The sequence below is a fragment of the Isoptericola cucumis genome (genome assembly GCF_014635665.1).
Lineage (GTDB): Bacteria > Actinomycetota > Actinomycetes > Actinomycetales > Cellulomonadaceae > Isoptericola > Isoptericola cucumis.
The window spans coordinates 132988-150656 of the sequence record NZ_BMDG01000002.1 but is presented as its reverse complement, the minus strand read 5'-3'; the positions used below and the strand labels follow the sequence as shown (position 1 = coordinate 150656).

Genomic DNA, 17669 nt, shown 5'->3' with positions numbered 1-17669 from the left:
GCGTTGCCTGAGTCAAGGATGAGCCGACCATGAGGGAGCTCTCATCCGTCCGGCACGCAGGATCTCCACAGTCCGCGCCCCGTCCCGCTCCGTTCCCCGCGTGGTCCGCACCCGCGGGTCTGGCAGGCTTCCGTCGTGACCCGTCGACGGACGTTCGTGCTGGTGGCGGCCCTGGTCCTGATGGCAGCGACGATCGTCGTATGGCGCCCCTGGGACCCGGTCCCGGACGAGCTGCGGGACGCCGCGCGGCGGGCCGCCGACGTCCCCGGTGTCGTGTCCGTGGGCGTGACCGGCTACGAGGTGACGCTGGACGACGCGAAGGACGGCGACGTCGGCCGCGCCGTCGCGGAGGTCATGCTCGCCGAAGGGCTCACGCCCGAGGCAGCCCGGGAGGCCGCCGCGCTGGCGGACGCTCAGCTCGCCGCGGCCAAGGTCACCGGGGTGCGCGAGCTGTCCCACGCCACGACGGTGCACGCCGGGAGCCCGCGAACCGTCCACGGTGTCGAGGTGTACCCGCTGACGGCGTCGGTGGCCGAGGACGGCGACGCGTCCGCCGTCGAGGACGCCTACGTGCTGTGGCAGGCGGGCGCGACGCGCGTCAGCGGTGCCAGCGCCGACACGCCCGACGGCGACGCGCTCGTCCGGCTCGCCCAGACCGCCGCCGAGCGGGAGATCGCCGCCTCCCTGCGCACCGCCGACGGCACCCTGCGGTACGACACGTCCGGCCGGGTGCCCGACGCGGCGGTGGCGCGGCTCGCGGTCGAGGCGGCCGCACTGCCGGGCGTCGCGTCCGTCTCCGTGGGCGCGCAGGCTCCCCAGGGCACGGTCGTGGCCGACGGCGTGGTCCTGGGCCTCCAGGTCGACCTGGCCGGGCCGGCGACGTCGCCCGAGACGGACGCCCTCACCCGCTGGCTGGACGACCCGCGGCGCACCGTCGGCGGCGCGCCCCTCGCGTACACGCTGTGGGAGCCCGGCTACGAGACGAGCGTCGAGGGCTGGGTCGCCCGGTCCGCACCGCCCGAGCCCGAGGAGCACACCGTGCCCCTGCCGGCGGGAGTCGAGCCCTGGCCCGACGAGGGCCGCGACGGACCGGCCGCCTGCGCGGCCGAGGACCTCGAGCTGTCCCTGAGCACGCCGGACGCCGCCGCCGGGAGCCGCTACCTCGCGGTCCTCGCCCGCAACGTCGCCGACCGGCCGTGCGCCCTCGACGGCGTGCCCGGCCTGGTGTTCCGGAGCTCGGGCGGCGCGCCGCAGCGCGACGTGACCGTCGAGCCGTCGGCGCCCGGCGTCGTGCCCGGCCGCGTCGTCGTGCCCCCCGGCGAGCGGGCGATGGCCACCGTGCAGTGGCGTGCGACGTCAACGACGAACGACCCGGACGTCACGACCGTCGTGGACGTCGTCCCCGTCCCCGGCGCGGACCCTGTACCCCTGACACCGACGTCCCCGGACGGCGGGGACGCCGGCGGGCTGGACGTGCTCGACGGCGCCGAGGTGCGCGTCGGCCCGTGGGTGCAGGCGGCGGAGGGCTGGTCGTGAGCGCGACCGGAACCGTCAGCGCGCGCAGAGTCCCTCGAGCTGGCTCCGGAACTCGGCGGAGTCGCTGTCCAGCCCGCTGACCCAGAGGGTCCGGTCGAAGTCGATCGTCGAGTCCCGCGCGATCCCGAGCGACCGGACCCGCATGGGCGCCTGATCCACCCCGACGCGGGCGTCCGCCCCTCCGGTGGCGTCGTCGTCGAGCGGGGAGACGATCCACAGCGCGGCCTCGCTGCCGGGCGGGATGACGACCCGGTCCGTGGTCTCCACCTCGGGCGGCGGCCCGTCCGACGGGTCGTGGAACGTGAAGCCGTCGTCGGGCCCGACGACGCGGCGGTCGAACCGGAACGCCTCCGGACGCAGGCTCGTCACCTCGACCGACCATCGGGGGTCGCCACGCACCGTCAGCATGGCGACGACCTCCTCGTCCCGGGCGAAGAGGGCCCAGAAGTCGTCGTCGGGGAACGCGCACTCGTCCGGGTGGCCCGTGCTCCCCGTCTGGAACGAGCCCGACCGCACCCCGGCGCTCGCCGACAACCCCCACCACCCGGCAAGGGCGGCGGCCAGGAGAACCAGGACCCCGACGATCAGCAAGGTCGAGCGCCGCACCCGCCACACCCCAGGACGCCCGTCGTTGCGCACGCGGCGAGCATAGGCCCCGGAACGCCGCAGACGTCTCTGCCGGTCAGGACTCCACGGGTGAATCCTGACCGACAGAGACGACCGGGCGCCCGTCAGCCGAAGGTGAACGTGTACACCGACACGCCCTCGGGCACGTCGAGCTCGACGGTGCCCTCGGTCTGCCCGTCCCCGCGCAGCACGTCGTAGAGGGTCGGGTTCCCGGTGACGTCGATCTCGCGCTCCTCCCGCACGGAGCCGTCCTCGTCGAGCACCCGCGCCGTCACGGTGCCCTCGCCACCGAGGACGGCGAAGACGTCCGTCGCCCGGTATGCCAGCCGGAGGGTCGCGTCGTCCGAGGCCGCGGTCGCGCCCTGGAAGTCCGCCTCCCAGGTGCCGCCGAGGGAGAACGTGTCCGTCGGCTGCTCGTCCGGGTGCTCGTAGGCCTGCTCCCCGGAGCCGTACTTCGGGCCGCCGGAGTAGTTGAAGACCTTGTTCAGCGCGAGGTAGGTCTCCGGGGTCGTCTCGTCGCCCGGGGTGGCGTCATCGACGTCGGTCGGCGCGGGGAGCTCGACGCCCGGGTCGGCCGCCCGCAGCAGGTCGCGGACGTGCTGCTCGGTCACGGCGTAGTCGCCCTCGCCGTGCTTGATGTAGCGGACGGTGCCCTCGGCGTCGATCAGGTACTCGGCCGGCCAGTACCGGTTCCGGTAGCCGGTCCACGTGGAGTAGGAGTTGTCCTGGGCGATCGGGTACTCGACGCCGAGGTCGCGCGCGCCCGCGACGACGTTGCGGGTCTCGCGCTCGAAGGCGAACTCCGGCGTGTGCACGCCGATCACCTCGAGGCCGGCGTCCCGATAGGCCTCGTACCAGGCGTTGACGTGCGGGATCGCGCGCTGGCAGTTGATGCACGAGTAGGTCCAGAAGTCGATCAGCACGACCTTGCCCCGCAGGTCCGCCAGGTCCAGGGCCTGGTTGCCCGGCGTGTTCAGCCACTGCGTGATCCCCGTCAGCGGCGGCGCCGTCCCGCAGTCCGCGAGCTCGGTCGACCCGTTGGAGCAGTTCGACAGCTCGCGGTTCGCGTCGGTGACGATGCCGCCGAGGTCCAGCGCCTCCTGTACGGAGGCGTTCTCGTCCACCTGCTGCTGGAGCGCGCCGGTGTAGTCGGGCAGCGCTCGCTGCAGCTGCGCCGGCAGGTTCAGCGCGAGGGCCCCCGCGAGCAGGAGCACGACGACGCCGCCCGTGACCCGGATCCCCCGCTGGTGCCGGCGGAACGAGGCCACCCGCTCTGCGACCCTGCGCCCGGCGAGCGCGAAGACGAGCAGCGGGATCGCCGCCCCGACGGCGAACGACACCGTGAGGGCGACCGTCCCCGGACCGATCTCGCCCGTGGCGCCGGCGACCGTGATCGCCGCCAGCACCGGGCCCGCGCACGGGACGTACAGCACGCCGAGGCCCAGCCCGAGCAGGAACGCGCCCCGGTCCTGGCTCGGGGACCCGCTCCGGCCGCGGCGAGAGCCGAGCGACGCGAGACGCATGAACGGTCGCTCCAGCACCTCCTCGAACCGGGGCACGACCATCCCGATCCCGAGCGCCGCCAGCAGCGCGATGCCGACCCACCGCAGCAGGTCCTGCGGAAGACCCAGCGCGCCGAGGATCAGCGAGCCCAGCAGCGTCATCACGCTGAAGCTCAGCACCAGGCCCGCGATGACGAGGTAGGGGCGCCACGACCGCGCTCGCGCCCGCGGCCGGGCGGCAGGCCCGGCTCCCGACGGCGCAGGGGGATCGAGGACGGAGACGGCGCTGCCGCCCGCACCGGTGCGCACGGCCGTCGGCACGTCGAAACGCAGCGACGTCGCGGGACGTGCGCCCTGGACGCCGCCGGCGAAGAAGATCACCGGCAGCATCGGCAGGATGCACGGCGAGATGCCGGTGATGAGGCCACCGAGCAGACCGATCAGGACCAAGGTCTCCATGCCCGTCGTTCGGAGCGGCGCCCCGTCCGGATGGATCCCGGTCGGGACCCATCCGGCCAGGATCCGGCTCCGAACCTCCGGTGAAGCGCCCCGGAGACGTGGGGCGACGACGCAAGGAGAGACCGATGAACGTTCGCACTCGTACCCGCACCGCCGCCGCCGGCTTCGCCACCCTGGCCCTGCTGGGGCTCGCCGCGTGCTCCTCCGACTCGGGCACGGAGGACCCGGCCTCCGAGCAGTCGACGACGCAGGAGTCGCCCGCCGAGTCCGAGGGGGCCGAGGAAGGCTCCGAGGACATGGACGAGAACATGGAGATGGACCCCGCCGCCAACCTGGTCGGCGCGGGCTGTGACGCCTACGCCGAGGAGGTGCCGGAGGGCGCCGGCTCGATCACCGGCATGTCGACCGACCCCGTCGCCGTGGCGGCGTCCAACAACCCGATGCTCACCACGCTGACCTCCGCGGTGAGCGGCGAGCTCAACCCGGACGTCGACCTCGTCGACACGCTCAACGGCGACGAGTTCACCGTCTTCGCCCCGGTCGACGACGCGTTCGCCGCGGTGGACGAGAAGACGCTCGACACGCTGTCGACCGACGCGGACCTGCTGACCACGGTGCTCACCTACCACGTGGTGCCCGGCCAGATCCTGCCCGAGGACATCGCCGGCGAGCACGAGACCGTGCAGGGCGACACCGTCGAGGTCACCGGCTCCGGCGACGAGATGAAGGTCAACGACGCGAACATCGTCTGCGGTGGCGTCATGACGCAGAACGCGACCGTCTACCTCGTCGACTCGGTGCTCATGCCGCCGATGTGACCGGACCCGGGTGCACCGACGGGAGGTCGGTGCACCCGTACCACGAGGCTCGCAGGGCCGCCGCACGCAGGGGGTGCGGCGGCCCTCGTCGTGCGCTCCGACGGCTCACGGCGCAGCCGCTCGCGCACGCGGTGTCGCGGCGCCGGCGGGATCAGGTCTCGAGCGCGACGACGGGGTCCGTCGTCGGCTGCTCGGACCCTCCCTCAGGCTCCAGCGTCACGGCCACGACCTCGCCCGCCCCGCCCTCGACCAGCGCCCGCGAGACGCCGCCCGTGGCGGCGGGCATCAGGCCGGCCGACTCGGGCGAGCCGCCGGCCACGACCCACAGCTGCCAGTCGTGCCCCTCGCCCGGGTCGGGCATCCCGGCGGCGCTGACGAGCACGTCGTCACCCGAGACCAGCGCCGTCGCCTCGCCACCCCCGGCGATCGGTCCCGTCACGAGGCGGGCGTCCGGGTCGGCGAGCATCTGCGCGACCCGGTCGGCCTGCGCCTCCAGGCGGACCGTCTCCCCGTGCTCCCGCACGGCGATCGTCGTCGGGACGGCGACCGCGACGGCCGCCGCGGCCGCGAGCGCCGCCACCAGCGCACGACGCCGCCGGGGCGGTCGCGCCGGCGCGGTCACCGGGCCACGCGGCGCCGTCTGCGACGTGCGGGCGACGCGGGCCAGGACCTCGCCGCGCAGGTGAGCGGGCGGGGCCTCGTCGACGGTGAAGGCCGCGACCACGTCGCGGTACTCGTCGAGGGCACGTCGAGCCTGCGGGTCGGACCCGAGCAGGCGCTCGACGGCCCGGCGCTCCAGGTCGTCGACCGCGTCCAGCGCGTACGCCGGCAGCAGGTCCCAGGCCACGCGGGCCGTGTCGTCGTCAGCCACGGGCCACCCCCAGGCAGTCGCGCAGGCGGCCGAGGCCGTCGCGGATCCGGCTCTTGATCGTGGGCAGCCCGGCGCCGAGCCGCTCGGCGACCTCCCGGTACGTGCGCCCGCCGTAGTACGCCTCGACCACGGCCTCGCGCTGCGTCGGCGTCAGCGACTCGAGGCAGCGGCGCACCGCCGCACCCTCGAGCCGGCGCTCCACGTCGTCGGCGACGACGTCGCGGGGCGCGCCGGCGACGGTCGTGTCGAGGTCGCGCTGGTCCCGGTGCCGCCGGGACTGCTCGGCGCGGACCCGGTCCACCGCCCGGCGGCGTGCGAGCGTCACGACCCAGGTGCGCGCGGAGGCGCGGGCCGGGTCGAACCGCGCCGCTGTCTGCCACACCTCCACCATCACCTCCTGGGTCACCTCGGCGGCATGGTCGGGGTCGCGCAGCACCCCCAGCGACGTGCCGTACGCCACGGGCGCGAGCGCGTCGTAGACGGGCCCGAACGTGGTCGGGTCGCCGTCCGCGCACGCGACGAGCGCGGCGTCGACCGGCGTGGTCGTGGGAGGCGGCACGAGGACAGTCTGCCGCAACACGCAAGGGGTTCGGTGCCGGGACGCTCCCGGATGGGTCAGCCGGTCGTGCCCCGCGTCACACCGAGACGCTCGCCGCGGTTCGGCGCCGTCAGGCCTCGCGACGCTCGCGGACGGCGGCGGCCAGCGTGCCGAGCAGGTCGGCGGTGCTGTCCCAGTCGAGGCACTTGTCGGTGACGGACTGCCCGTAGACCAGCCCGTCGAGCGGGCCCGGCTGCTGCGCGCCCGCCACCAGGAAGCTCTCCATCATCAGGCCCGTGATGCCTTGCTCGCCGTCGGCGAGGCGTGCGGCGATCTCACGCACGACCTCGCCCTGGCGCACGTGGTCCTTGCCCGAGTTGCCGTGCGACGCGTCGACGACCACCCCGGCCTCCACGGCCCCGCCGAGCCCCGACGTGCGCGCGACCGCCAGCGCGTCCGCGACGTCGCCCTCGGAGTAGTTCGGTCCCCCGCGCCCGCCGCGCAGGATGACGTGGCAGTCCGGGTTGCCCGTGGTCTCGACGGCGGCCGCGCGCCCCTGCGCGTCCGCGCCGAAGAACGTGTGCTCGCTGTCCGCGGTGATGCAGCCGTCGACGGCGATCCGCACGTCCCCGTCGGTCGCGTTCTTGAAGCCCACCGGCATGGACAGGCCCGACGCGAGCTGGCGGTGCACCTGCGACTCCGCGTTGCGCGCGCCGATCGCGCCCCAGGTCACGGCGTCGGCGATGTACTGCGGGCTGGTCGGCTCGAGGAACTCGCACGCGGCGGGCACGCCGGCGTCGAGCACGCCGAGCAGCACCTCGCGCGCCAGGCGCAGCCCGTGGTGCACGTCGTGCGAGCCGTCCAGGTGCGGGTCGTTGATGAGGCCCTTCCAGCCGACGGTCGTGCGCGGCTTCTCGAAGTACACCCGCATCACGACGACCAGGTCGTCGGACAGCTCGCGGGCCACCGGCGCCAGCCGGCGCGCGTAGTCGAGGGCGGCGGCCGGGTCGTGCACCGAGCACGGGCCGACGATGACGAGCAGGCGGTCGTCCTCGCCGCGCAGCACGTCGCGCACCTCGCGGCGCGACGTCGTGACGAGGTCGCTGCGGGTGGTCCCCAGCGGCAGCGCGGCCCGCATCTCGCCCGGGGCGGGCAGCGGGTCGAGCGCGCGGACGCGCAGGTCGGAGGTCTCGGCCATCAGCTCAGTATCGGGCCGGACGGGTTCGGACGGCGCGGTGCGGGCGGTGGCGGCGGAAGACGTGGTCATCGTGGGGCTCCTGGTCGTGACGGGGCGATCGGGGCGGGGAAGCGCGTCGTCGCCCGAGAACCGTGGCCCATGCCCGACCGGAGCGGCTCGTCTGACGACGAAGGGCCCCGGACGCGTGCAGCGTCCCAGGCCCTGTGCTGGCTCCGGAGTGGGTGTCGGTCAGGCGTCAGCCCGCCGAGCTCCTACCGGAGCCGGCGTAAAGCGCCAATACCAACGGGTGTCCACGGGAAGGACGGTACGCGCCGTCCCGGCGGCCGTCCACCGGCGTCCACCATCCGGGCGACGTGGACGGCCGGGTCCGCCCCCTCGGGCCGGGTGGCGGGCGGCCGCCGGGCGCGTACCGTCGGCCGGGTCACGACCACCCGCTCGCCGCCCGTCTGCCGAGGTCAGGATGCCGACCCCCGCCACGCCGTCGACGCCCGAGGAGCTGTTCGCGCACTCCCCCGACGGGCTGGCGATCCACGACGCGTTCGCCCGCCTGGTGGCCGACGTCACGGGCGACGACGTGCAGGTGCGCACCACGAAGACACAGGTCGCGTTCCGCCGTCGTCGGGGCTTCGCCTTCGTCTGGCCGCCGTGGGTGGGCGTGCGCGACCACGTCGACGCCCCCGCGGTAGTGTCGTTCAGCCTGGGCCGGGAGCTCGCCTCCCCGCGCGTGAGGCAGGTCGCGCACCCGTCGTCGCGCGTGTGGGTGCACCACGTGGAGGTGCACGACCCGGCCGAGCTGGACGACGAGCTCGCCGGCTGGGTCCGCGAGGCCTACGACGCCGCGGGCTGACGCCGATCTCTCGCGTGGATCCCGTTTCTCTGGTTGTGTGTCCTCGGCCACGCGTGCCCGGACGAACCGCAGGCGCGCCAGGCCCGCGCGGTCGATGGTGACCGCGCGCTCCGACATCCCTGGAGGAAATCGTGAGAGTACGCACCACCACCGCGTTCGGCGTCGCGGCCGTCATGCTGTCCGCGGCCGTCGTCGCCCCTGGCGTCGCCGCGGCGTCACCACCCTCCGACGCCCCACCCACCCACGACACTCCCGCGCACGTCAAGCAGGACGACCGCCCCGACGTGCTCGCCGACAAGCGGCAGGCGCTCAAGCAGGAGGCGGTCGACCGTGTCGTGACGGGCGATGCGAAGGTCACCACCCGCGGCACGGGGAACAACACCTCGAAGTCCGTGAAGGTCGGCAAGAACCAGTGGGTCGAGTACGAGACGGAGCAGACGGCACAGCTGCTGAGCTTCCTCGTCGAGTTCGGCGACCAGCCCGACGAGCGGTTCCCCGACGCTCCCGCGGCGGGCCCGCTCCACAACGAGATCCCGGAGCCCACCCGTAGCGACAACTCCACCTACTGGGAGCCCGACTTCTCCTCGGACCACTTCAAGCAGATGTTCTTCACGGGCCTGGAGGACCAGGGCGGAGAGTCGTTCGCGGGCGTGTACGACGAGATGTCGTCGGGCCGCTTCGACCTGCAGGGCGACGTGTCCGACTGGGTCACCGTGCCGCACAATGCGGCGTCGTACGGGCAGACCGAATCGAACGCCGACATGACACGCTTCGTCCAGGACTCGGCCGACGCCTGGTACGACCAGCAGCTCGAGCAGGGCAAGACGGCCGAGGAGATCACGGAGTACCTGAAGTCGTTCGACGTCTGGGACCGCTACGACCTGGACGGCGACGGGGTCTTCGACGAGGCCGACGGCTACATCGACCACTTCCAGGCGATCCACGCCGGCGAGGGCGAGGAGGCCGGCGCCCCCGAGTCGGCGATCTGGTCGCACCGCTGGGCGGTGAACCCCCAGGGCGAGCAGGCCGGCGAGGGCCCCGAGGGGTACGAGCCCGCCGGCGGCATCAAGATCGGCGACTCCGACCTCTGGATCCGCGACTACACGACCGAGCCGGAGAACGGCGGCCTCGGTGTCTTCGCCCACGAGTTCGGGCACGACCTCGGCCTGCCGGACTACTACGACACGAACGGCGGCGAGAACGGCACGGGCTTCTGGAACCTCATGAGCTCGGGCTCGTGGCTGGGCCACGGCGAGGACAGCATCGGCACGACGCCGAACCACATGGGCGCCACCGAGAAGATGTTCCTGGGATGGCTGGACTACACGACGGTCGACCAGGGCGAGCGGGCCGCGGTCAAGCTCGGCCCGTCGTACCACGCCACGACGAAACCACAGGCGGTGGTCGTGAACCTGCCGGACGGCACGCGGGAGGTCGACCTCGGCGTCGAGCCCTGGGACGGCGAGATGGCGTACTCCGGTACGGGCAGCAACGCCGACTACACGCTCGCCTCGCCGGATCTCACGGTGCCCGACGGCGCCTCGCTCACGGCGAAGGCCTGGTACGACATCGAGCAGGACTACGACCACGCGTACGCCGAGATCTCGACCGACGGCGGCGAGGAGTGGACGACGCTCACGACCAACGTCTCCGACGAGGGCGCGAACGGCGGCATCTCGGGCACGTCGGACGGCTGGGTCGACCTGACGGCCGACCTGTCCGAGTACGCCGGCCAGACGGCGTCGGTCCGCTTCCGGTACGCCAGCGACGGCGGTCTCAACGAGAAGGGTCTCGTCGTGGACGACGTCGCCGTCGGCGACGCCCTCTCCGAGGACTTCTCGGACGGCGCCGAGGGCTGGACCAACGACGGGTTCACGGTCGTCGGGCCCGAGGGCACGTACGACGTGGACTTCACGCACTACTACGTCGCCGAGAACCGCCAGTACGCGGGCTACGACGCGACCCTGAAGACCGGGCCGTACAACTTCGGCTGGACGACGACCAGGCCGAACACGGTGGAGCACTACCCCTACCAGGACGGGTTGCTGGTCTGGTACGCGAACAGCTTCTACGGCGACAACAACACGTCGCAGCACCCGGGCGGCGGGCAGGCCCTGCCGGTGGACGCGAACGCGCAGGCGCTGCGCTGGTCCGACGGCGCGCTCGCCCGCAACCGTATCCAGGCGTTCGACGCGACGTTCGGCGTCGGCAAGTCCGACGCGTTCGACCTCCACCTGGAGACCGAGGCCGGCATGACGACGCTGCGCACGTGGGCGAACAAGGCGGAGCGAGTTTTCGACGACTCCGACCCGCACGCCTACTACGACGAGACCAACCCCCAGGGGTCTGTGATCGTCGCCGGCTCGGGCACGACCATCAAGGTCAAGAAGGTGAACGGGAAGAACGGCGTCATGACCCTGGACGTCAAGACTCCGAAGCGCCAGGGCTGACCCGCCCTCCGAGTTGTCAGGCCGAGCGCGGGGTGAGCCCCGCGCTCGGCCTGACACGTGTGCGACGTCCCGCGGGAACGATCAGCGGGCGAACCGAGTCACGAAGTTCCGCAGGATGCGCATCGGCTCGGTGACCCGGTGCTGGCGCGCCAGCGCGACGATCCGCTCCCCTTCCTCGGGAGGGAAGTACCCGTAGGACCGGTAGACCTCGACCCGCTGCTCGATCCCGGCCAGGTCCAGCTCGGGGTGGAACTGGGTGGCGTAGACGTTCCGGCCCGTGCGGAACATCTGCACGGGCGCCCCGGCCGACCTCGCCAGCACGGTCGCGGACCGTGGCAGCTCGCGCACCGCCTCCTTGTGGCCCAGGTATGTGGTGAAGCGGCGGGGCAGCCCCGCCAGCAACGGGTCGCGGGTCCCGGCCGCGGTGAGCTCGATCTCCGCCGGCCCGACGGGCTCGGCGTACGCCCGGTCGACGACGGCGCCCAGGTGCGTCCCGAGCGTCCCGACGCCGTAGCACGCGCCGAGGAACGGGAAGTCGCGGTCGACGACGTCGTCGAGCAGCGCCGCCATCTCCCGCTCCACGCGCCGCTGCACGGCCGACTTGTCCGCCGGCGGGTCCGACGAGTTGAACGGCCCGCCGCCGACGATCACGCCGGAGTACTCCTCGAGGGCGACCGGCGGCATCGGCTCGCGCTCCAGACGGACGCGGTGCAGGGCCTGCGGCGGCAGCCCGGAGTACCGGAGCACGGCCTCGTGCTCGCCGTCGGCGGCGACGTCCTCGGCCCGCGTGCCGAGGAAGAGGAACGGCCTCACGGCTCGAACGCTAGGCGCCCGTGACGCGCTCCGCCCGGGCTGGCTCGCGCACCGGACGCCGGGCCCAGTACGAGGCGAGGAGCGACCCGGAGATGTTGTGCCACACCGAGAACAGCGCGGCCGGCAGCGCCGCCGCCGGGGTGAAGTGGGTGGTGGCGAGGCTCGCGGCGAGGCCGGAGTTCTGCATGCCGACCTCGACACTGACCGCCCGTCGTGCGGTCTCCTCCAGGCCGGCCGCCCGGGCCACGCCGTAGCCGAGGAGCAGGCCCAGGCTGTTGTGCAGGATCACCGCGAGCGCCACCAGCAGCCCGGTGCTGAGCACGGCGTCGGCGTTCGCGGCCACGATGCCGGCCACCACGACGACGATCCCCGCCACGGAGACCAGCGGCAGGTACGGCAGCATGTACTGCTCCACGAGGCCGCCGGCGAACGCGCGCACCAGCAGGCCCGCGAGCACGGGGATCAGCACGACCTGCACGATCGAGCCCACGAGCGACCCGTACGTGACGTCGAGGTCGGTGCCCGCGAGCCACAGCACGAGCGCCGGGGTGAGCAGCGGGGCGAGCAGGGTGGAGACGGACGTCAGCGTGACCGACAGCGCGGTGTCCCCCTTCGCGAGGTACACGATGACGTTCGACGCCGTCCCGCCCGGGGCCGCCCCCACGAGGATCATGCCGATCATCGCGGTGCCGTCCAGGCCGAACAGGTGCCCGATCCCCCAGGCCAGCAGCGGCATGATCGTGAACTGGCACACGACGCCGAGCAGCACCGCCCAGGGGCGGCGCAGCACCAGCACGAAGTCGGCGCCGCGGAGCGTGAGCCCCATGCCGAACATGATGATCCCGAGGAGCAGCGGGATGTGCCCCGCGATCGGCTCGAGCGCCGTCGGCGCGGCCAGGCCGGCGATGCCGCCCAGCAGCACCAGCACGGCGAACCATCGGCCTGCGAGCTCCGCAACCTTGCGCATGACGCCGCACCTTACCGCCCATCGGTCGTGCCTGAGCAGGGCGTTCGTCGCCCTGCTCAGGCACGGCCGGCGTGCATCGTGGCGTCAGGTCCAGCGGAACAGCTTGATCGCGAGCGGCAGCAGGACCGCCGTCCACACCACCATCACGACGTACTGCGACAGCGGGAACCCCTCACCGAACCAGCCGGTGTCCATCGCCTGCGCGGCCGCGCCCATCGGGGTGAACTGCCCGATCTGGCGCACGACGTCCGGCATGATCGGCCCCGGCGTCCACAGCCCCGCGAGGAACAGCAGCGGGAAGTAGACGAGGGAGGCCACGGCGTTCGCCGTGGAGGGCTTGTTCACCAGGGCGGACAGGAGCATGCCCAGCGAGAACAACGAGAGCATCCCGAGCACGAACGCGCCGAGGACGACGCCCAGCTGTTCCGGCCGGACGATGCCGAACGCCGCCTGCGCCACGACGAGGGCCAGCGCCACCCCGACGAACGTCGTGGCGACGTTGATGACCAGGTGCGCCACGATGATCGCCTGCGGCCGCATCGGCGTCGTGGACAGGCGGCGCAGCACGCCCTTGTCGCGGAACGTCGCGAACGTGACCGGCAGGGACAGGATCGCGAGCGTGCCGATCGCCATGGCGAGCACGGTGGGCAGGTACGTCGCGATCGGCGTCACGCCGTACCAGATCGAGTCCGGCGGGACGTCGTCGGTCATCGGCTCCCGCATCCCCGGGATGCCGAACCCGACGCCGACGAGGAGCACGGTCGGGAAGAGCACCCCGAAGAACACGGACGCCGAGTCGCGCAGCCAGACGGCGGTCTCGGTGCGCAGCAGTCGCCCGAACCCGCGCCATCCGGTGCCGGACGGGCGCACCCGGGTGGGGGTGGCGGTGGCGGTGGCGGTCATGACCGGCCTCCTTCGGTGACGAGAGCGGTGTCGGTGGGTGCGCCGGCGTCGCCGGACTCCGTGGTGTAGGCCCGCCCGGTGTGGGCGAGGAACACGTCCTCGAGCGACCGGGCGACCGTGCGGACGTCCTCGGGCACGAGGTCGGCCGCGGCGAGAGCGGGGACCAGCGAGAACAGGACGCGACGGGTGCCCGTGACCGCGAGCTCGCTGGGCGAGCCCCCGACCTGCTGCGCGCCCTCGACCTCGGGGTCCCGGTCGACCAGGACGCCGAGCTCGCGGCGCCCTCGCTCGACGTCCTCGGGGGCGAACCGCACGACGACGGTGTGCCCGCCCTCGAGCCCGTCGATCAGCTCACGCGGCGTGCCCTCGGCGACGACGTTCCCGGCGTCGATGATGACGAGCCTGTCGCAGAGTCGCTCGGCCTCCTCCATGAAGTGCGTGACCAGGAGGATGGTGACGCCCGAGTCCCGCACCCGCTCCACGAGCTCCCACGTGTTGCGCCGGGCCTGCGGGTCGAGGCCGGTGGTGAGCTCGTCGAGGATCGCGATCTCGGGGTTGCCGATCAGCGCGAGCGCGATGGACAGGCGCTGCTTCTGCCCGCCGGACAGCTTGGCGAACCGGCGGTCGGCGTGCGGCGTGAGGTCGAGCATCGCGAGGAGGTCGTCCGGGTCTGCGGGGTTGGCGTAGAACCCGGCGAACAGGGTCAGCGCCTCCCGCACGGTGATCTTGTCGTGCAGCGCGGCCTCCTGGAGCTGCACGCCCAGGATGTCCCGGACGGCGGCGGGGTCGCGCTGCGTGTCGATGCCGCGCACGCGGACGGTGCCGCGGTCGGCGGTGCGCAGCCCGGCGAGCGTCTCGACGGTCGTGGTCTTCCCGGCGCCGTTGGGGCCGAGGATCCCGAAGATCTCGCCGGGCTGGACGGCGAACGACACGTCGTCCACGGCGACCTTCTCGCCGTACGTCTTGCGGAGGTGGGACACCTCCACGATGGGGTCGGCCATCTCGGGCCTCCTTCTCTCTCGGTCAGTCCTGGTGGACGGTGCGTGCTGCTGGTCGGTAGGGAGCGGTCGTCGGCCGTCCGGGGACGTGACGACCTCGCGGCGGGTCATGGCCGCAGCGGGACGGTGCGGAGCAGCCGCCCGGCGACGACGGCGGCCAGCACCGCGGCGGCGGCCCCGCCGACGACGGTGCCGAGGACCCCGAGGGCGACGTCGTCGTAACCGCCCCGCAGGGGCAGGCCGGCCAGGCCGGTCCGGGTGGCGACGTCCGCGATGGCGCACGGTACGAGGAGCGGGACGATCAGGAGCGTCCCGCGCCAGGCGCCAAAGGTGCGGTATCCCGCCTGGATCGCGACCCCGACCACCACGTAGGTGACGACGACGAGTCCTTCGCCCACCGCGGTGACGGCCAGCCCGACGGGGGTGTCCAGGTCGAGCGGCCCCGCGCTCCCCTGCCACGTCCGGTCGATCGCGGAGTACAGCCGCTCCTCGGCGACGGAGAGCAGGACGAAGAGCACCCCGAAGACCACGCCGACGACGGCCGCGGCCTGCAGCACCCCGTCGCGGTACGACCGGCGGGTCCCGCCCGCCGCGACGTGCGCGGTCAGCAGCACCGCCGTCGTGATGAGGCCGACGGCGAAGCCGACCCAGCGGGCCGGCCCGCCCGCGGCGTCGTAGGTGAGACCCTCGAGCTCCCCACCCCACCGGTCGACGGCCAGTGGCGCGCCGACGACCAGCAGGGCCCAGAACCCCCAGAACCAGACGCCCGCGACGAGCAGGACCCGCATGACTCGGCGGCGGGCGGCCGCGGTCGCGACCCGGTGGTGGTGCGCCCGGGCGGACGAGGAGGTCGGGACGCCGGTCGCGTGTGTCGTGGTCATGGCGGTCACCTCGCCGGCCGCAGCGTGACGGCGCGCAGGTGCGACCAGAGCCAGGCCGCCGAGCCCGCCACCACGAGCAGCCCGGCCGGGAGCCCGACGGCGGCGGACGACGGCACGGCGTCGCTGAACAGCGCGGTGGCGGCCTCGTCGAGCGCACCCGTGCGCGTGACCGTGTCCACGAGGGCGAGGATCACGACTCCCGGGACGATCAGCAGGGTGCCCCGCAGGATGCCCCGGCTGTAGTAGCCGGCGGCGATCGCCGCCCCGACGAGCACGTACACGGCGACGGCCAGCGCCTCCGCCGCGGCGCTCACGACGAACCAGTCGTCCTGCGGGACGAGCGCGCTGCCGAGCCGGTCCCACTCCCAGCCGAGGGAGCGGAAGATGCCACGCTCCACGAGCAGCCCGACCGCGTTCAGGACGCCGTAGGCGACACCCGCCACGAGCGCGGCACCGACCGACCCGACCCAGAGGGTCCGCCGGGTCCCGCCGGCGGCGAGGTGCGCCACGAGGAGCATCGTGAGCAGCACGACGCCCAGCGAGAACGCGAACCAGCGCGCCGAGAACTCGGCGCCCGTCATCGCTCCTCCGCTGATCTCGCCGCCCGCCGCGCGGACGACCAGGGGCAGCGCGATCGTGATCACGAGGAAGATGCCCCAGTAGATCGCCCCCATGAAGAGGTGGCCGACGGCGAGCGTCCGCAGGACCCGACGCACGGCGCGGCCGTGCGCCTGGGCGACGAACGCGTCGCGCTCGGCGCGGGCGACGGTCATGGTCTCGGCGCTCATCGTCCCGCCTCCCCGCCACGGACGCCGGCCGCGTCGGCCGACGCTCGGGCGCCGTCGCGCGGCGACTGGGTGAGCCGGACGAACAGGTCCTGCAGGGGGAGGCTCCCGATTTCGACCCCGGCCGCCCGGGCCGCCGCTGCGGCGGTGCCGTCCGGCGCGCCCTCGAGCGTGACCTGCACGGTCGAGCCGAGGCGCTGGCGGTGCAGCTCGCGCCGGCCGGCCGCGATCTCCTCGACCGCGGCCACCGGGCCCGTGAGGCTGAAGCCGCGGCCCTGCATCTCCTCGACGGTCTCCGCGAGCAGGACCTTGCCCCGGTGCAGCACGACGACGTCCTCGAACAGCCGCTCGACCTCCTCGACCAGGTGGCTGGACAGCAGGATGGTGCGCGGGTGCTCGGCGTAGTCGGCGAGGATCTCGTCGTAGAACGCGTATCGCGTCGGGGCGTCCATGCCGAGGTAGACCTCGTCGAAGATCGTCAGCGGGGCACGCGCGGCCAGCCCGATGGTGGCACCCACCGCGGACCTCTTGCCGCGCGACAGCGCCTCGGGCTTCTTGCGCACGTCGACCTCGAACAGGTCGAGGAGCCGGCCGGCGAGGTCGGCGTCCCAGTACGGACGCAGGTCCGCGTAGTACTTGAGCGACTCGGAGACCTTCTCCTCGTCCTGCAGGTCGCCGCTCTCGCGCACGAGCTGGACGTTCGCCGTGACCCACGCGTTCTCCCACGGCTCCTCGAGCGCCCCGTCGGGGCCGACGCGCAGGGACCCGCTCGTAGGGCGGGCGAACGCGGCCAGCAGGGACAGCAGGGTCGACTTGCCGGCGCCGTTGCGGCCGAGGACCCCGGTGATCACGCCGGGGCGGACCGTCAGGTGCACGCCGTCCAGGGCGGTGGTGGCGTCGTCCTTGACGGTGGTCCCGGCAGCGGTCATGCGGCGCTGCGCGCCGAACCGGACGACGACGTCGTCCAGACGCGCGCCGAAGGGTGCGGGGGTCATGATTCCTCCGTGGTGGTGGGGGGTCGATGGCCGTCCGTCCCGAGCACGTAGGCCACGAGCTCGTCGGTCGAGATGCCGAGGACGTCGGCCTGGGCGAGGGCGGGGGCCAGCACGTCGTCGAAGTAGGCCGTGCGGTGCGTCTCCATCAGGCGCTCGCGTGCGCCGGGTGCCACGAACATGCCGAGGCCGCGCCGCTTGTAGAGCACGCCCTCCTCGACCAGGCCGGTGAAGGCCTTGGCGGCGGTGGCCGGGTTGATGCGGAACGTCGTGGCGAACTGGGTCGTCGACATGACCTGCTCCTCCTCCGCGAGATCGCCGGCGAGCACCTGCGCCCGGATCATCTGTGCGATCTGGACGTAGATCGGCTCCGGTCCGTCGAACACGCGGGCCTCCTCACGTCGGTTCGTTGGTCGGTTGGTTCATTACTCGACTAATGAACCATAGGACCTCGGGTCGGCGCAACCCCTCTCGCCGAGAGAGC

At 73.4% G+C, this 17669-nt stretch carries 17 protein-coding genes; 4 read left to right on the top strand and 13 right to left on the bottom strand.

Going from position 1 to position 17669, the window contains the following annotated elements:
- Nucleotides 1–135 precede the first annotated feature (135 nt).
- On the top strand, nt 136–1536 hold the full coding sequence (locus IEW03_RS02880) for a DUF4232 domain-containing protein (protein WP_188522152.1): 1401 nt from the start codon (nt 136–138) through the stop codon (nt 1534–1536).
- Nucleotides 1537–1551: 15 nt separating this feature from the next.
- Here IEW03_RS02880 and IEW03_RS02875 read toward each other — a convergent pair whose 3' ends face one another.
- The gene (locus IEW03_RS02875; RefSeq protein ID WP_188522151.1) at nt 1552–2175 is read right to left on the bottom strand and encodes a hypothetical protein; all 624 of its coding nucleotides are present in this window, start codon (nt 2173–2175) and stop codon (nt 1552–1554) included.
- 92 nt (nt 2176–2267) lie between these two features.
- A complete protein-coding gene (locus IEW03_RS02870; RefSeq protein ID WP_188522150.1) occupies nt 2268–4124 on the bottom strand; it encodes a cytochrome c biogenesis protein DipZ in 1857 nt (618 codons plus the stop codon).
- 125 nt (nt 4125–4249) lie between these two features.
- On the opposite strand from IEW03_RS02870, the gene IEW03_RS02865 reads away from it, so the two are divergent.
- Entirely contained in the window at nt 4250–4942 is a 693-nt protein-coding gene (locus tag IEW03_RS02865; protein WP_188522149.1) for a fasciclin domain-containing protein, read from the top strand.
- 151 nt (nt 4943–5093) lie between these two features.
- On the opposite strand, the gene IEW03_RS02860 is transcribed toward IEW03_RS02865, so the two are convergent.
- From IEW03_RS02860 to IEW03_RS02850, 3 genes are all read right to left on the bottom strand, one after another.
- Nucleotides 5094–5813, bottom strand: a complete 720-nt coding sequence (locus IEW03_RS02860; RefSeq protein WP_188522148.1) for an anti-sigma factor — start codon at nt 5811–5813, stop codon at nt 5094–5096.
- Nucleotides 5806–6372 carry an ECF RNA polymerase sigma factor SigK gene (gene sigK / locus IEW03_RS02855; protein WP_188522147.1) on the bottom strand — a complete coding sequence of 189 codons (567 nt, stop codon included), beginning with the start codon at nt 6370–6372 and terminating at the stop codon, nt 5806–5808. The genes IEW03_RS02860 and sigK overlap by 8 nt, the downstream gene beginning before the upstream one ends.
- 109 nt (nt 6373–6481) lie before the next feature.
- Nucleotides 6482–7618: a 3-deoxy-7-phosphoheptulonate synthase gene (locus IEW03_RS02850; protein ID WP_371870585.1), complete on the bottom strand. Its 1137-nt coding sequence runs from the start codon at nt 7616–7618 to the stop codon at nt 6482–6484.
- A gap of 391 nt (nt 7619–8009) precedes the next feature.
- On the opposite strand from IEW03_RS02850, the gene IEW03_RS02845 reads away from it, so the two are divergent.
- The gene (locus IEW03_RS02845; RefSeq protein WP_188522146.1) at nt 8010–8396 is read left to right on the top strand and encodes a DUF5655 domain-containing protein; all 387 of its coding nucleotides are present in this window, start codon (nt 8010–8012) and stop codon (nt 8394–8396) included.
- A gap of 131 nt (nt 8397–8527) precedes the next feature.
- On the top strand, nt 8528–10846 hold the full coding sequence (locus tag IEW03_RS02840; RefSeq protein ID WP_229737341.1) for an immune inhibitor A domain-containing protein: 2319 nt from the start codon (nt 8528–8530) through the stop codon (nt 10844–10846).
- Between the two features lie 81 nt (nt 10847–10927).
- Here IEW03_RS02840 and IEW03_RS02835 read toward each other — a convergent pair whose 3' ends face one another.
- The 8 genes from IEW03_RS02835 to IEW03_RS02800 form a co-directional block, all read right to left on the bottom strand.
- Nucleotides 10928–11659 carry a glutamine amidotransferase gene (locus tag IEW03_RS02835; protein WP_188522145.1) on the bottom strand — a complete coding sequence of 244 codons (732 nt, stop codon included), beginning with the start codon at nt 11657–11659 and terminating at the stop codon, nt 10928–10930.
- 10 nt (nt 11660–11669) lie between these two features.
- Nucleotides 11670–12626, bottom strand: coding sequence for a bile acid:sodium symporter family protein (locus tag IEW03_RS02830; protein WP_188522144.1), 957 nt, complete (start codon nt 12624–12626; stop codon nt 11670–11672).
- Nucleotides 12627–12710: 84 nt separating this feature from the next.
- Nucleotides 12711–13529, bottom strand: coding sequence for an ABC transporter permease (locus tag IEW03_RS02825; RefSeq protein WP_188522143.1), 819 nt, complete (start codon nt 13527–13529; stop codon nt 12711–12713).
- On the bottom strand, nt 13526–14530 hold the full coding sequence (locus tag IEW03_RS02820) for an ABC transporter ATP-binding protein (protein WP_188522142.1): 1005 nt from the start codon (nt 14528–14530) through the stop codon (nt 13526–13528). Before IEW03_RS02820 ends, IEW03_RS02825 begins: the two co-directional genes overlap by 4 nt.
- Nucleotides 14531–14634: 104 nt before the next feature.
- On the bottom strand, nt 14635–15408 hold the full coding sequence (locus IEW03_RS02815) for a hypothetical protein (protein ID WP_188522141.1): 774 nt from the start codon (nt 15406–15408) through the stop codon (nt 14635–14637).
- Nucleotides 15409–15413: 5 nt separating this feature from the next.
- Entirely contained in the window at nt 15414–16196 is a 783-nt protein-coding gene (locus IEW03_RS02810) for a hypothetical protein (RefSeq protein WP_188522140.1), read from the bottom strand.
- Nucleotides 16193–17188 carry an ATP-binding cassette domain-containing protein gene (locus IEW03_RS02805; RefSeq protein ID WP_188522139.1) on the bottom strand — a complete coding sequence of 332 codons (996 nt, stop codon included), beginning with the start codon at nt 17186–17188 and terminating at the stop codon, nt 16193–16195. Before IEW03_RS02805 ends, IEW03_RS02810 begins: the two co-directional genes overlap by 4 nt.
- Nucleotides 17185–17571 (bottom strand): GntR family transcriptional regulator, encoded by a 387-nt coding sequence (locus IEW03_RS02800; protein WP_188522138.1) that lies wholly within the window; start codon nt 17569–17571, stop codon nt 17185–17187. Before IEW03_RS02800 ends, IEW03_RS02805 begins: the two co-directional genes overlap by 4 nt.
- Nucleotides 17572–17669: the final 98 nt, after the last annotated feature.

What these genes read in the sequence shown, in the direction of transcription:
- IEW03_RS02870 (WP_188522150.1), bottom strand. Translation starts at nt 4,124, where the DNA reads ATGGAGACCTTGGTCCTGATCGGTCTGCTCGGTGGCCTCATCACCGGC.
- IEW03_RS02865 (WP_188522149.1), top strand. Translation starts at nt 4,250, where the DNA reads ATGAACGTTCGCACTCGTACCCGCACCGCCGCCGCCGGCTTCGCCACC.
- IEW03_RS02850 (WP_371870585.1), bottom strand. Translation starts at nt 7,618, where the DNA reads ATGACCACGTCTTCCGCCGCCACCGCCCGCACCGCGCCGTCCGAACCC.
- IEW03_RS02845 (WP_188522146.1), top strand. Translation starts at nt 8,010, where the DNA reads ATGCCGACCCCCGCCACGCCGTCGACGCCCGAGGAGCTGTTCGCGCAC.
- IEW03_RS02830 (WP_188522144.1), bottom strand. Translation starts at nt 12,626, where the DNA reads ATGCGCAAGGTTGCGGAGCTCGCAGGCCGATGGTTCGCCGTGCTGGTG.
- IEW03_RS02825 (WP_188522143.1), bottom strand. Translation starts at nt 13,529, where the DNA reads ATGACCGCCACCGCCACCGCCACCCCCACCCGGGTGCGCCCGTCCGGC.
- IEW03_RS02820 (WP_188522142.1), bottom strand. Translation starts at nt 14,530, where the DNA reads ATGGCCGACCCCATCGTGGAGGTGTCCCACCTCCGCAAGACGTACGGC.
- IEW03_RS02815 (WP_188522141.1), bottom strand. Translation starts at nt 15,408, where the DNA reads ATGACCACGACACACGCGACCGGCGTCCCGACCTCCTCGTCCGCCCGG.
- IEW03_RS02810 (WP_188522140.1), bottom strand. Translation starts at nt 16,196, where the DNA reads ATGAGCGCCGAGACCATGACCGTCGCCCGCGCCGAGCGCGACGCGTTC.
- IEW03_RS02805 (WP_188522139.1), bottom strand. Translation starts at nt 17,188, where the DNA reads ATGACCCCCGCACCCTTCGGCGCGCGTCTGGACGACGTCGTCGTCCGG.